Here is a 14480-nt window from a genome sequence, read left to right on the forward strand (position 1 = left end):
AAAGCCTCTCGGTATAGCGAATGCTGACGTATTGCGATCCCCTGTCAGAATGGTGAATGAGCGTCCCGTCGTTGTCGGGATGGCGCGCGTAGAGCGCCTGCTCCAAGGCATCCAGAACGAAGTCCGTGGTCATCGAAGTGCTGACGCGCCAGCCAACAATACAGCGGGCGAACACGTCGATCACGAAGGCCACGTACAGCCAGCCCTGCCAAGTCGAAACGTAGGTGAAATCACTCACCCACAGTTGGTTGGGCCGTCTAGGCGTCGGGATGCCGCCATGCGGCGATGTGATAGCCGGAAGGGTAGAGGAATGCTCCGAGGCTGAGTTGTCCCGTGCGTTGTGGCATGGCTGTGCGAGAGGATTGGTGTGAAACAACTCTCTCAGCGTAACCATTCGTGGCTGCATTGCTAAGCACGAATACTGCAGGTCGATAGCGCCGCGGCCTTCCGATTGATATGCGAAATCGATCGGACGGCTCAGTCGCCCGGGTTCCACAACGCCGTCATCGCGCGGCCGGTATCCGATCCGCCTTCCTGTGTTCGCCCATTTTCTTGTAGAACGCTGCTCGACTGATGCCAATGCCGGCGGCGGCATGGGCTACATGGCCCGAATGTGCCGCAAGTGCCTGAAGCAGATAGTTAGCTTCGAACCGGGCCATGGCATCGGCGTAGCCAAGCTGCGGGAGAGGCGGCATGGCGGCCTCGGGCCGCATGGGTTGCACTGGCGTTGACGCTGTCAGTGGCGCATCTCGCATTCCGAGCACGGCGGCAAGCATGCTTTCATCCACATCGCCTGAGTCATGCATCATCACTAGGCGTTCGAGAATATTGCGCAACTGGCGGACGTTGCCGGGCCAATCATATTGGCCGAGCAGCTTCAGTGCGCCCTGCGTCAGCACCGGAGTGTCTCGCTCTGCCCGACTGCAGATCTCTTCCAGCATTGAATACGTCAGTGGCAACAAGTCAGCCTGACGCTGCCGCAGCGGTGGCAGACAGATCGGCAGCACATTGAGCCGGTAGTAGAGGTCCGCGCGGAACTTTCCCGCTTCCACCAAGGCGCGCAAATCGGCCGAGGTGGCGGCAATGATGCGTACGTCCGAGCGGATGATGCGGTTTGAGCCGATGGGCTCGATCTCCTTCTCCTGCAAGGCTCGCAAGAGCTTGCTTTGCAGCATGAATGGCATGTCGCCGATCTCGTCCAGGAATAGCGTGCCACCGTCTGCCAGCTCGAACTTGCCTATACGGCCCTTGCGCTCGGCACCGGTGTAAGCGCCTGACGCAGCGCCGAAGAACTCGACCTCCAGCAATGTATCGGGAATCGCGGCCATGTTAAGGGTGACCAGGGGTTGTCCCGCTCGCTCGGAGGCCGCGTGAATGGCATGGGCCAGGAGTTCCTTGCCGGTGCCGGTCTCGCCTAGCAGTAACACCGGCGCATCAGCCTGTGCCGCACGACGTGCGAGTTGCTTGACCTCCAGCGTGGCGGCGGAGTTGCCGACGAAACTGGCAAACGTGTACTTGGCACGCCGCGTCTGTTCCAGGGTACGGCGGGCAGCCACCAACTCCTCGCGGACGCGTGTGAAATGCGCGAACAACGGAGTGAGCGACTTGAGTTCGTCGAAGAGGGCAAAGCCGACGGCTCCCACGGTGTTGCCGTCGTTGTCCTTGATCGGCATGCGCATCACGATCATCGGATCGTGCCGCGTTTCGAGGATATCGAGCAGGATCGGCTTGCCCGTTTCGACCACCTGGCGCATCAGGCTATTCGGAATGACCTGTTCGCACTCCAGGCCGATAGCCATCTGCGGGTCCTCGAAGCCGAATCGCGCGGCATACCGCTTGTTGATCCATACCACCCGCGCCTGCGCGTCTACGACGATCGTCCCCTCGCTGAAGTTCTCGAACGTCCGGAACAACGAATCCATCGCGCGCCGTGCGACGGAATCGTAGTTGACCAGCATGTTGCTGCCTTCGGTCTCGCGCAATCTGTTCATTGCTTCTGTCTCCTCTTTTGGATGGATTCTCGCACGATGGATTGCTCATTGTCATTTTTTTCCATAAATCGAGAATCCATGTGAATTTTGATGGATATGGATGCCTAATAGGGCACATTTATGGCTGGCACGATCGATGCGAAGGATCCGAACCCTCGGCTGTTGAACTGGCTCAGGGGAGTACGTGTGCAGGCGTTTGACAGCCCCCGCCGTGACACGTGAAGCACAGAAAAAAATCTTCGGAGACTTCATGTCATTTGTTGTTGTCGTTGCAGCTCTTGCTTTCCTGATGTTCGCCGCCTATCGCGGCTACAGCGTGATCCTGTTTGCCCCGCTCGCGGCGCTTGGCGCGGTGCTGCTGACCGACCCGTCGGCCGTCGCCCCCGTGTTTTCCGGCATCTTCATGGAGAAGATGGTCGGCTTCGTGAAGCTCTATTTCCCGGTGTTCATGCTCGGCGCGGTGTTCGGCAAGGTCATCGAGCTTTCGGGCTTCTCCGAGTCGATCGTCGCCGCGGCGATCCGCTATATCGGCCGCTCGCGCGCCAACGCCGTGATCGTGGCCGTCTGCGCGCTGCTGACCTACGGCGGCGTGTCGCTGTTCGTGGTGGTGTTCGCGGTCTACCCGTTCGCCGCCGAGCTCTATCGCCAGAGCAACATCCCCAAGCGCCTGATGCCGGGCGCCATCGCGCTGGGCGCATTCTCGTTCACGATGGATTCGCTGCCGGGCACGCCGCAGATCCAGAACATCATCCCGACCACGTTCTTCAAGACCACCTCGTGGGCCGCGCCCGCGCTGGGCGTGGCGGGCTCGCTGTTCATCATCATCGTCGGCCTGTCCTATCTGGAATGGCGCCGCCGCGCAGATGTGGCGAAGGGCGAGGGTTACGGCACCAGCCTGCTGAACGAACCGCAGCGCGTGGAAAGCGGCAAGCTGCCGCCGCCGCTGCTGGCGATCCTGCCGCTGATCGTGGTGGGCGTGTCCAACTTCTGGCTCACGCGCATGATTCCGCTCTGGTACGGCCCAGCCAACAGCGTGTCGCTGCCGGGCCTGGCCAAACCGGTCGAAACCAAGATCGCCAGCGTGACCGCGATCTGGGCCGTGGAAGCCGCGCTGCTGCTCGGCATCGTGGTGGTGCTGGTGACGGCATTCGGCGCGGTGCGCGCACGTTTTGCCGAAGGCACCAAGAGCGCCGTGTCCGGCGCGCTGCTGGCGTCGATGAACACGGCATCGGAATATGGCTTCGGCGGCGTCATCGCTGCGCTGCCGGGCTTCCTGATGGTGAGCGATGCGCTGCACAGTATTCCCAATCCGCTGGTCAACGCAGCCGTGTCCGTCAGCACGCTGGCCGGTATCACCGGGTCGGCATCGGGAGGCATGAGCATCGCGCTGGCCGCCATGTCGGACGTTTTCATCCAGGGTGCAAACGCCGCGCAAATTCCGCTGGACGTGCTGCACCGCGTGGTGTCGATGGCCAGCGGCGGCATGGATACGCTGCCGCACAACGGCGCCGTGATCACGCTGCTGGCGGTCACCGGGCTGACGCACCGCGAGTCGTATCGCGACATCTTCGCGATCACGATGATCAAGACGATGGCGGTGTTCTTCGTGATCTTCGTGTTCTACGCGACCGGAATTGTTTGATCTAGCAACAGCGTATGTGCGAGGGTAATCGCGCATGCAGCGCCAATCTATTACAGCTGATTTTATGACGACTCTGAACGGAAAGACCGCGCTTGTGACCGGCTCAACCAGCGGCATCGGTCTGGGCATCGCACAGGTGCTGGCGCAAGCCGGCGCCAATCTCGTGCTGAACGGCTTTGGTGATGCGGATGCCGCCGTCGCCGCCATCGAGACGCTAGGCGTACAGGCAATCCACCATCCGGCTGATATGCGCAGCCCGCAAGAGATCGAAGCCATGTTCGCCATGGCTCACGTCCGATTCGGCGCCGTGGATGTCCTGGTGAACAATGCCGGCATCCAGCACGTATCACCCATCGAGAGCTTTGATCCGCGGAAATGGGACGACATCATTGCCATCAACCTGAGCTCTGGCTTCCACACGACCCGGCATGCCTTGCATGGCATGCGCGCTCGCAATTGGGGCCGGATCATCAATATTGCTTCGGTGCACGGCCTGGTCGGATCCGCTGGCAAATCGGCTTACGTCGCTGCCAAGCATGGACTGGTGGGGCTGACCAAGGTCACCGCTTTGGAAACGGCCCAAACCGGAGTGACGTGCAATGCCATCTGCCCGGGCTTCGTACTCACGCCGCTGGTGCAGAAGCAGATCAATGACCTCGCCGAAAGGGAAGGACTCTCCGAGGACGATGCGCGGGCCCGCCTGCTCGGCGAGAAGCAGCCGTCCGGTCGATTCGTTACACCCGAAGAGCTCGGAAACTTTGCACTGATGCTCTGCTCGCCGCTGGCGGCAGAGGTTCGTGGCGCCACGTGGGTGGCTGACGGTGGTTGGACTGCACAGTAGGACCGTCCCAATTCAAACCAGCATTTTCGAAAGCAGCAAATCATGACCAGCAAGGAAAACAAGTTCTCTCACGTCAAGCCAGGCGACACCGAATTCACCAGCGGCGGCCTGCGTGACTTCTTCGTATATCGCGATCTTGGTATCGCAGAGGCAACCGGCGGCAAGGTCATTGCCCATCTGGTACGCGCCAACAATGCCCCGGAGGAGGGTACTGGCTGGCACGTCCATGGCGCCGATTTTCATATCGTTTACATGCTGAAGGGTTGGGCCAGGTTCATGTACGAAGACAAGGAGACGCTGGTCGAAGCAGGGGATTGCGTGCATCAGCGACCTGGCATTCGCCACTTCCTGTTCGATTACTCGCCGGACATGGAGTATCTGGAGGTCGTCGGGCCGGCTGACTTTACCAGTGTCGGCGTGGAGGGGCCATGCGCCGTGCCGGCACCTGGCAAATGGTGACGCACACGTTGTTCGTGGACTAGGGCGGCGAGCCGGTGCGCTGCAACGCGCAGATCCTTGTTGTGTGCCTGAAGCAGTAACGCGTGGACAAGGAACTGGCAGGAGCGAGCGCACCCCATTTAAAAATGGCGCGACCCGTCGAAGAAAATGAGAGCCCGGAGATCCGGCTTCGGATTCAGGGCAGGCAGGAGACAATGAATCAAAACGAAACCATCCTGGAAACGCGGACCCTCACGAAGGAATTCAAGGGGTTCACCGCGGTGAGCGACGTCAATCTGCGGGTGCGGCGCGGCTCGATCCACGCGTTGATCGGCCCCAATGGCGCCGGCAAGACCACCTGCTTCAACCTGCTCACGAAGTTCCTGGAGCCGACCACCGGCACCATTCTGTTCAACGGCATCGACATCACGCGTGAGAAGCCCGCGCAGATTGCGCGCCGTGGCGTGATCCGGTCGTTCCAGATTTCCGCCGTGTTCCCGCACCTGACCGTGCGCGAGAACGTACGTATCGGCCTGCAGCGCCAGCTTGGTACTGCGTTCCAGTTCTGGCGCAGCGAGCGTTCGCTCGACGTGCTCAATGCGCGCGCGATGGAGCTGCTCGACCAGGTTGGCCTGACCGAATTCGCCGAGACCGTCACCGTCAATCTTCCCTATGGCCGCAAGCGCGCGCTGGAGATCGCCACCACGCTGGCGATGGAGCCGGAGCTGATGCTGCTGGACGAGCCGACGCAGGGCATGGGCCATGAGGACGTGGACCGCGTGACGCAACTGATCAAGAAAGTCTCCGCCGGCCGCACGATCCTGATGGTCGAGCACAACATGAACGTGGTCTCGTCGATTGCCGACAAGATCACGGTGCTGCAGCGCGGCGCCATCCTGGCCGAAGGCCTGTACGCCGAGGTGTCGAAGGACCCGCGCGTGATGGAAGCGTACATGGGCACGGCCGACGCCGAGCTGCAGGGCGCGCACTGACGAGGAGCGGAGACGTGGCGAACGACAACACACCCGCCCTCGAGATCAAGGACCTGCACGCGTGGTACGGCGAGTCGCACATCCTGCACGGGGTGGACCTGACCGTGATGCGTGGCGAGGTGGTGACGCTGCTGGGCCGCAACGGGGCGGGGCGCACCACGACCATGCGCGCGATCATGGGCCTGACCGGCACGCGCAAGGGATCGATCAAGGTCAACGGGCACGAGACGATCGGCCTGCCCACGCACAAGATCGCGCACTACGGCATTGGCTACTGCCCAGAGGAGCGGGCGATTTTCTCGAGCCTGTCGTGCGAGGAGAACCTGCTCCTGCCGCCGATGCTCAAGGGCGCCAACGCAGGCAAGGGCATGAGCGAGGCCGAGATCTACGAGATGTTCCCGAACCTCAAGGAGCGGCGCCAGAGCCAGGGCACGCGCCTGTCGGGCGGCGAGCAGCAGATGCTGGCAGTGGGCCGCATCCTGCGCACCGGGGCGAACCTGCTGCTGCTCGACGAGATTTCCGAAGGCCTGGCGCCGGTGATCGTGCAGGCGCTGGCGCGCATGATCCTGATGCTCAAGAAAAAGGGCTACACGGTGGTGATGGTGGAGCAGAACTTCCGCTTTGCCGCGCCGCTGGCGGACCGCTTCTACGTGATGGAACACGGCACGATCGTCGAACGCTTTGCCGCCGCCGAGCTGCAGGCCAAGATGCCGGTGCTCAATGAACTACTTGGGGTCTGAGCTGCCGCTATACCCACAGGCATGAACAGGCGGCATGGATGCCGCCGCAACGACGCAACGAAATTTAGGAGACAAGACCATGAAGAAGACCACGCTCGCTGTAGCAACGATGGCCCTGGCAACGGGCATGGCGGCTACCGCCGCAATGGCCCAGGTATCCAACGACAAGATCAAGGTTGGTTTTATCACCGACATGTCGAGCCTCTACTCCGACATCGACGGAAAGGGCGGACTGGATGCTGTGAAGATGGCCATCGAGGTCCACGGTGGCAAGGTGCTCGGCAAGCCGATCGAACTGATTTCGGCGGATCACCAGAACAAGGCTGACATCGCCGCGTCGAAGGCGCGCGAGTGGATGGATCAGGAAGGTGTGGACCTGTTGCTGGGCGGCACCAACTCGGGTACAGCGCTTGCGATGAACAAGATTGCGCTGGAGAAGAAACGCGTCTATTTCAACGTGGGCGCCGGCACGGCCCGTCTGACCAACGAAGAGTGCTCGCCGTACACGGTGCACTACGCGTATGACACGGTGGCACTGGCCAAGGGCACCGGCAGCGCGGTGGTGAAGCAGGGCGGCAAATCATGGTTCTTCCTGACCGCAGACTACGCGTTCGGGCATTCGCTCGAGAACGACACCACGGCCGTGGTGAAGGCCAATGGCGGCACCGTGGCGGGGCAAGTGCGCCATCCGCTATCCGCGTCTGACTTCTCGTCGTTCCTGCTGCAGGCGCAGGCGTCGAAGGCGCAGATCCTGGGCCTGGCCAACGCCGGCGGCGACACGATCAACTCGATCAAGGCCGCCAAGGAATTCGGCATCACGAAGAACATGAAGATCGCCGGCCTGCTGATGTTCCTCAACGACATCCATTCGCTGGGCCTGAAGAACACCGAGGGCCTGCTGATGACGGACAGCTGGTACTGGGACATGAACGACGAGACGCGCACTTTCGCCAATCGATTCTTCCTCCGGAACAAGAAGATGCCGAGCAGCCTGCAGGCCGCCGACTACTCCGCGGTCAGCACGTACCTGAAGGCTGTGGAAGCCGCCAAGACGGATGACGCCGACAAGGTGATGGCCGAGTTGAAGAAGTTGAAGATCAACGATTTCTACAACAAGGGCTACATCCGCGCTGACGGCCGCAACATCCATGACATGTACCTGATGCAGGTGAAGGCGCCGGCCGATTCGAGGATGCCGTGGGACTACCTGAAGGTCGTGGCGACGATTCCGGGCGACCAGGCGTTCACGACGCCGACCGAGTCGAAGTGCTCGCTGTTGAAGAAGTAAGGCGTGGTGTTTGGCTCCCCCTCTCCCGCTGTGCGGGAGAGGGGAGAAACGGAGACACGAATAAACAATCGACGCCCATGAAAATCTTCGGAATACCGCTACCAGCCATGCTGTCCCAGCTTTTGCTAGGGCTAGTCAATGGCGCTTTCTACGCGATGCTGAGTCTCGGGCTGGCCGTGATCTTCGGCTTGCTCAACGTGATCAACTTCGCGCACGGCGCGCTCTTCATGCTCGGCGCGCTGCTGGCCTGGGCGGGCATGGAATACGCCGGACTCAACTACTGGGTGATGCTGATCCTGTCGCCGCTCGTGGTCGGCGTGCTGGGCGTGATCATCGAAAAGACGATGCTGCGCTGGATCTACAAGCTCGACCACATCTACGGCCTGCTGCTCACGCTGGGTATCACGCTGGTGATCGAAGGCGTGTTCCGCTCGATCTATGGCGTGTCCGGGCTGCCTTACTCGCCGCCCGATGCGCTGCAGGACGCCACCGACCTCGGTTTCATGGTCCTGCCGAACTATCGCGCATGGGTGGTGGCCGCCTCAGTCATGGTGTGCCTGGCCACGTGGTTCGTGATCGAGAAGACCAAGCTGGGCGCGTACCTGCGCGCCGGCACCGAGAACCCCAAGGTCGTCGAAGCCTTCGGCATCAACGTGCCGCTGATGGTCACGCTAACCTATGGCTTCGGCGTGGCGCTGGCCGCGTTTGCCGGTGTGCTGGCCGCGCCAGTGATCCAGGTGTCGCCGCTGATGGGGCAGCACCTGATCATCGTCGTGTTCGCGGTGGTGGTGATCGGCGGCATGGGCTCGATCATGGGGTCGATCATCACGGGCCTGGGGCTGGGCGTGATCGAGGGCCTGACCAAGGTGTTCTATCCAGAGGCATCGTCGACCGTGGTGTTCTTCATCATGGTGATCGTGCTGATGCTGCGCCCGGCTGGGCTATTCGGAAAGGAAAAGTGATGACCGCATCCACATCGTCGGCGCACGGCGGTATCGCCAGCAAAGCGGGCGGAGCCCGAAATGGGCAAAGAGTGCAGAAGAAGCTGCTGTACGGATTTCTGTTGCTGGCATTGGTCGTCGCTCCGTTAGGAGGCCTGTATCCGGTGTTCGTGCTAAAGGTGCTGTGCTTCGCGCTGTTCGCGAGTGCCTTCAACCTGCTGATCGGCTTTACAGGGCTGCTGTCGTTCGGCCATGCCGCGTTCTTCGGTGGCGCGGGCTATGCGGCGGGGCACGCGATGAAGGTCTGGGGCGTGACGCCCGAGCTTGGCCTGATCTTCGGCACGCTGAGCGGAGCACTGATCGGCTATGTGGTGGGTTCGCTGGCGATTCGTCGGCAGGGCATCTACTTCTCGATGATCACGCTGGCGCTGGCGCAGATGCTGTTCTTCTTCTGCCTGCAGGCGCCGTTCACGGGCGGCGAGGACGGTCTGCAAGGCATTCCGCGCGGCAAGCTGTTCGGCGTGCTGTCGCTCTCCGATGACCTGACGCTCTACTACGTGGCGCTGGCGATCATCGTGGGCGCCTTCGCGCTGATCGTGCGCACCGTGCATTCGCCGTTCGGCCAGATCCTCAAGGCGATCCGCGAGAACGAGCCGCGCGCGATCTCCTTGGGCTATGACGTGGACCGCTTCAAGCTGACTGCTTTCGTGCTGTCGGCGGCGCTCTCGGGCCTGGCCGGGTCGATCAAGGCACTGGTGCTCGGCTTCGAGACGCTGACCGACGTGCACTGGTCCATGTCGGGCTCGGTGATCCTGATGACGCTGGTGGGCGGGCTGGGCACGTTGTCCGGCCCGATTGTCGGCGCGTTCGTGGTGGTGGCGCTGGAGAACAAGCTGGGGGATATCGGCACGTTCCTGGCGTCGGTGACCGGCCTGGACTGGTTCAATTCGCTCGGCGAGTCCGTGACGATGGTGACCGGTGTGATCTTCGTGATCTGCGTGCTGACCTTCCGGCGCGGGATCATGGGAGAGTTGGATGCTCTCTTCTCACGCAAGCGTGACTGACGTCGAGGGCTTGATCCGGAGCGTTTGAAGTCGGCTGGCGTCGTGACGCCTGTCCCGTGGGCCACGTATCTATTGGCGCTTCAGTGCAATTTGTTTCGCCTCGTATGAGGCGAGATCAACTATGCAACCAGTCAACAAACAACAAGGAGACATTTTCATGCTGAACCACGTCACGAGTCCATCCTCGCGCAGACGCCGTAGTGCATGGCGTTTCGCCGCCATTCCCGTGATCGCTACGACAGTCCTCATTGCCGGCTGTGGTGGTGGTGAAGACTCCTCTCAGGCAGATGCCAGGGCGCCTGCCGCGGTAGCAGCCAATATCAAGTCGTCAATTGTTGCAGGAGCTGTTGGCGCCAATAGCAACTCGCCACGTATGGGGCGAGGTTAAGACTCCAAAACTAGTCAAGAAACAACGAGGAGACATTCTCATGCTGAGCCATGTTACGAGTTCATCCATGCGCAGGCGGCGTTATGTGTGGCGTTTGGCTGCCATTCCCGCTGCCGCAATGGCAGTTTTCATCTCGGCCTGCGGCGGCGATGGATCCGCTCAGGCGGATACCGGGGCGCCTGCCACGGTAACGCCGAATGCCAAGCCGTCTTTTATCACAGGATCCGTTGGAGTCAAAAGCTACGATGGCAACACGGACGATCTGTTGACTGCCGGTCTGGGCAAGGACGGTCTTGCGGCAGCAGCCCCCGCGTTTGCCAACCCCGGCGCCCCAACTGCCGCGGAGTTGCGACGCAATGCGATCTGGACCAATTACCGCGCTATTGTGGATGTACAAGCAGTGGGCGGCTATGGCTCACTCTATGGGCCGAACGTTGATGCGCAGGGGCAGACGACTACAGGTCAAGGCAAGATCGCGGGAAGCGAGTATCTGGCCTTTGCGGACGATGGCACCGGAAGGCGGAACGTGACGGTGATGGCTCAGGTTCCTGATACGTTCGACACGAAGAACCCTTGCATCATTTCCGCAACCTCGTCTGGCTCTCGTGGCATCTACGGCGGCATTGCGGTTGGCGAGTGGGGGCTTAAACACAATTGCGCCGTGGCATATACGGACAAGGGCACTGGCGCCGCGCCCCATGATCTGGATTCGGACACGGTCGCGCTGATCGACGGCACGCGGCAATCCCGTGCCACCGCCGGAAATCTTGCGCATTTTGCCGCTCAGCCTGGCAGTTCCCAGACGCTTGCCAGCTTCACCGGCACCTTCCCGCACCGCCTGGCGTTCAAGCATGCGCATTCACAGCAGAACCCCGAGGCAAGCTGGGGCAAGAACACGTTGCAGGCGATTCAGTTCACGTTGTGGGCGATCAATGACAAATTCGGCACGGGCAGTGCCGACGGTACGCGCCAGGCGACGTTTACGCCGGCGAACGTGCTGGTAATTGCATCGGCCATTTCCAACGGAGGCGGAGCCGCGATCGCCGCGGCGGAGCAGGACACAGGTAGGCTGATCGATGGCGTGGCGGTTGGTGAGCCGAACGTAAACATTCCCCCGGCCAGCGGCATTGTTGTCCAGCGTGGGGGGGTGCCGGTGGCGGCATCCGGCAAGCATCTGTACGACTACACGACGATCGCGAATGTCTACCAGCTTTGCGCAAGCCAGGATGCCTCGCTCCAGAATGCGCCCTATGCCGCTGTTCCGGGGCAGGCCGCGGTGAATCGATGTGCGTCTCTGGCCAGCAAGAACAAGGTGACGGGCGCAGTGCTGGCCGACCGGGCCTCCGCGGCGTTGCTTGCCATGCACAACGCCGGTTGGGAGTCGGAGTCTGACGACCTTTCGGCGTCGCTTTCCGCGCTTGAAGTCAGTAGCTCGATTTCCGTGACCTACGCCAATGCGTACTCGCGCGCCGCTGTGACCGACAGGCTGTGCAACTACAGCTTCGCGTCTCCGGGCACAGGCACGAATGTCCCGGCACCCATGCCGGCAAACTCTCTGGCTGGTCTTTTCTCCACCGGCAACGGCGTTCCTCCGACCACGTCCGTGACACTGATGAACGATGCCAATCCGAGCGGTCCGCTCAAGGATTTTGCTTCGACATCGCCGTCGACGAACGCGGCCGATGCCAACGTTGATGGTGCGCTCTGCCTGCGAGCGCTGTTTGAAAACAGCAATCAGGCGTTGATGACGGGCATTGGCGAAACTTACCGTACGGGCAACCTGGGTGGGAAGCCGGCGATGATCGTTCACGGGCGTAGCGATGGCCTGTTGCCGGTGAACCACACGTCCCGCCCGTATCTGGGTCTCAACAGGAAGGCGGAAGGCAATGCCAGCAAGCTGTCGTATATCGAAGTGACCAATGGCCAGCACTTTGACGGATTCATCGATGTGGTACCAGGCTATGCCGCGCGCTATGTCCCGATGCATGTGTATCTGAACAGGGCTCTCGACGCCGTGTACGCCAACTTGCGCAACAGCACACCACTGCCTCCGTCACAAGTGGTCCGAACCACGCCGCGAGGCGGCAGCAATACCGCGCTGCTGGGTCCGCAGATCCTGCCGTCGAACTTGCCGCCGATCGCGGGCACGCCGGCGCCAGGCGACGTTATTGCCGTCACGGGAAATTCCGTAAACGTTCCGAACTAGGCCAGCGCCTGGTCGCCATGAGCTACCGCGGGTGCATGGCGAACACATGGTGGGTTCATGGTGGTCTCGAGCATTAAACATGAACCCACCGCATTTGTTTGTCGCGGTGCCATATGACGGTGGTGGAGAGCAAGGCCATCGGCTGCAAAGTTCCGGGGCCACCACCACACGATGTGGAAAATCAAATCCTAACAAGAGCAAGGAGACATCATGATGAACCATCGGTGGCGATACATTGCGACCATATTGGTGTTTTTCGCGTCGCTTTCCGCGGCGTTTTCACTGCATGCGGCGACGGCCGGTCCCGGGGCGTGGAGCAGTCAGCAGACCTGGGCCTCGGATTCGGTCAACGGCGGCAACCTTACGGGTTATTTTTACTGGCCGTCGACGCAGCCAACGACGCCCAACGGCAAGCGGGCCCTCGTCCTGGTCCTGCACGGATGTCTTCAGACCGCCTCCGGTGACGTGGTGGACAACTCCAGCGGTGGCGGGTTCAACTGGAAAACGGTTGCCGACCAGTATGGCGCGGTCATTCTCGCGCCCAACGCCACCGGGAATGTCTACAGCAATCATTGCTGGGATTATGCAAATACATCGCCGAGCCGTACCACTGGCCACGTCGGCATCCTGATGGATCTGATCAACCGGTTTGTTTCCAATGCGCAGTATGCGATCGATCCCAACCAGGTGTATGTGACCGGCCTGTCCTCCGGCGGCGGCATGACCATGGTGCTGGGTTGTATTGCGCCGGATGTTTTCGCCGGCATCGGCATCAACGCGGGCCCTCCTCCGGGCACAACGACCTCGCAGATCGGGTACGTGCCCTCCGGCTATACCGCGACAACAGCGGCCAACAATTGCAAGCAATGGGCGGGCTCCAATGCGAGCAAGTTTTCCAGTCAGATTGCAGGCGCCGTTTGGGGCACGTCTGACTACACCGTCGCGCAGGCATATGGTCCTATGGATACTGCGGCCTTTCGGTTGATTTACGGCGGCAGCTTTACGCAGGGGGCGACGGCCTCGATTTCTGGTGGAGGCACAAATACCCCCTATACCGACAGCAATGGAAAGTTGCGTACCCACGAAATCTCGGTATCTGGCATGGCGCACGCCTGGCCCGCTGGAACTGGCGGCAACAATACCAACTATGTTGACGCAACCCATATCAACTACCCAGTCTTCGTCATGGACTTCTGGGTCAAGAACAACCTGCGTGCAGGGAGCAGCGCGGGGCAGGCGGGCACGGCGCCGACAGGGCTGACGGTCTCCGGTACGACGGCAACTTCGGTATCGCTGTCGTGGAACGCAGTGACGAACGCCAACAGCTACAACATCTATCGAAATGGCACCAACGTAGGTTCCAGTACCTCGACCGGATACACCGATTCGGGCCTGATTGCCGGCACGACGTACAGCTACACCGTGACGGCAGTTGATGCAACGGCGGGGGAAAGCCAGCAGTCCCCAGCCGTGTCGGCAACGACGAAGAGCAGTTTCTCGTGTACCGCTACCACCGCCAGCAACTACGCGCATGTGCAAGCCGGTCGCGCGCATGATTCCGGGGGGACTGCCTACGCAAATGGTTCCAACCAGAACATGGGTCTGGACAATCTCTTTTATACCAACACGCTGGCGCAAACTGCCGCCGGATACTATGTCATTGGCAATTGCCCCTAACAGGCACCCCTTTCAAGGTGACGAGAAATAGGGCACCCTCCGTGTTCTCGAACGAAAGCCGGAGTGAGTAGCGTGGTACTGGATGCAGTGGTGGAACGCTTTATCGAACACAGCCCGATCAGTGTGATGGCGCGTCTGGGCTTGCAACGCGCCCTCGATGCGGCCTGGATCGACGAGTTGTTCGAGCAGGAGCGTGAAACGCAGTACACGCGGGAGCTATTGTTCTCGACGACGGTTGAGATCATGTCGCTGGTTGCCGTTGGCCTGCGCCC

Annotated in this window: 11 protein-coding genes and 2 pseudogenes; 11 read left to right on the top strand and 2 right to left on the bottom strand. The window is 61.2% G+C overall.

Going from position 1 to position 14480, the window contains the following annotated elements:
- Both A3A5_RS40060 and A3A5_RS0135955 read right to left on the bottom strand, forming a co-directional pair.
- Positions 1-256, bottom strand: a pseudogene (locus A3A5_RS40060) (DDE-type integrase/transposase/recombinase); the annotation flags it as partial.
- A gap of 247 nt (positions 257-503) precedes the next feature.
- Entirely contained in the window at positions 504-1991 is a 1488-nt protein-coding gene (locus A3A5_RS0135955; RefSeq protein WP_018315268.1) for a sigma-54-dependent Fis family transcriptional regulator, read from the bottom strand.
- A 250-nt stretch (positions 1992-2241) separates the two neighbouring features.
- On the opposite strand from A3A5_RS0135955, the gene A3A5_RS0135960 reads away from it, so the two are divergent.
- From A3A5_RS0135960 to A3A5_RS0136010, 11 genes and pseudogenes are all read left to right on the top strand, one after another.
- Positions 2242-3633, top strand: a complete 1392-nt coding sequence (locus A3A5_RS0135960) for a GntP family permease (RefSeq protein ID WP_026201464.1) — start codon at positions 2242-2244, stop codon at positions 3631-3633.
- A 64-nt stretch (positions 3634-3697) separates the two neighbouring features.
- Positions 3698-4474 carry a 3-hydroxybutyrate dehydrogenase gene (locus A3A5_RS0135965; protein ID WP_026201465.1) on the top strand — a complete coding sequence of 259 codons (777 nt, stop codon included), beginning with the start codon at positions 3698-3700 and terminating at the stop codon, positions 4472-4474.
- Positions 4475-4516: 42 nt separating this feature from the next.
- Positions 4517-4933, top strand: a complete 417-nt coding sequence (locus A3A5_RS0135970; RefSeq protein ID WP_018315271.1) for a cupin domain-containing protein — start codon at positions 4517-4519, stop codon at positions 4931-4933.
- Between the two features lie 194 nt (positions 4934-5127).
- Entirely contained in the window at positions 5128-5904 is a 777-nt protein-coding gene (locus tag A3A5_RS0135975; RefSeq protein ID WP_018315272.1) for an ABC transporter ATP-binding protein, read from the top strand.
- A gap of 14 nt (positions 5905-5918) precedes the next feature.
- Complete coding sequence (locus A3A5_RS0135980) at positions 5919-6644, top strand: ABC transporter ATP-binding protein (protein ID WP_018315273.1); 726 nt, start codon at positions 5919-5921, stop codon at positions 6642-6644.
- Positions 6645-6723: 79 nt separating this feature from the next.
- Positions 6724-7932 carry an ABC transporter substrate-binding protein gene (locus tag A3A5_RS0135985; protein ID WP_018315274.1) on the top strand — a complete coding sequence of 403 codons (1209 nt, stop codon included), beginning with the start codon at positions 6724-6726 and terminating at the stop codon, positions 7930-7932.
- Positions 7933-8009: 77 nt separating this feature from the next.
- Positions 8010-8894, top strand: coding sequence for a branched-chain amino acid ABC transporter permease (locus tag A3A5_RS0135990; RefSeq protein ID WP_026201466.1), 885 nt, complete (start codon positions 8010-8012; stop codon positions 8892-8894).
- Positions 8894-9937 carry a branched-chain amino acid ABC transporter permease gene (locus A3A5_RS0135995; protein WP_026201467.1) on the top strand — a complete coding sequence of 348 codons (1044 nt, stop codon included), beginning with the start codon at positions 8894-8896 and terminating at the stop codon, positions 9935-9937. The genes A3A5_RS0135990 and A3A5_RS0135995 overlap by 1 nt, the downstream gene beginning before the upstream one ends.
- A gap of 428 nt (positions 9938-10365) precedes the next feature.
- A complete protein-coding gene (locus A3A5_RS0136000; RefSeq protein ID WP_081624078.1) occupies positions 10366-12531 on the top strand; it encodes a 3-hydroxybutyrate oligomer hydrolase family protein in 2166 nt (721 codons plus the stop codon).
- 210 nt (positions 12532-12741) lie between these two features.
- Complete coding sequence (locus A3A5_RS0136005; RefSeq protein WP_018315278.1) at positions 12742-14208, top strand: PHB depolymerase family esterase; 1467 nt, start codon at positions 12742-12744, stop codon at positions 14206-14208.
- Between the two features lie 72 nt (positions 14209-14280).
- Positions 14281-14480: pseudogene (locus A3A5_RS0136010) on the top strand (IS4 family transposase); the annotation flags it as partial.

Source organism: Cupriavidus sp. UYPR2.512 (assembly GCF_000379565.1).
Taxonomy (GTDB): domain Bacteria; phylum Pseudomonadota; class Gammaproteobacteria; order Burkholderiales; family Burkholderiaceae; genus Cupriavidus.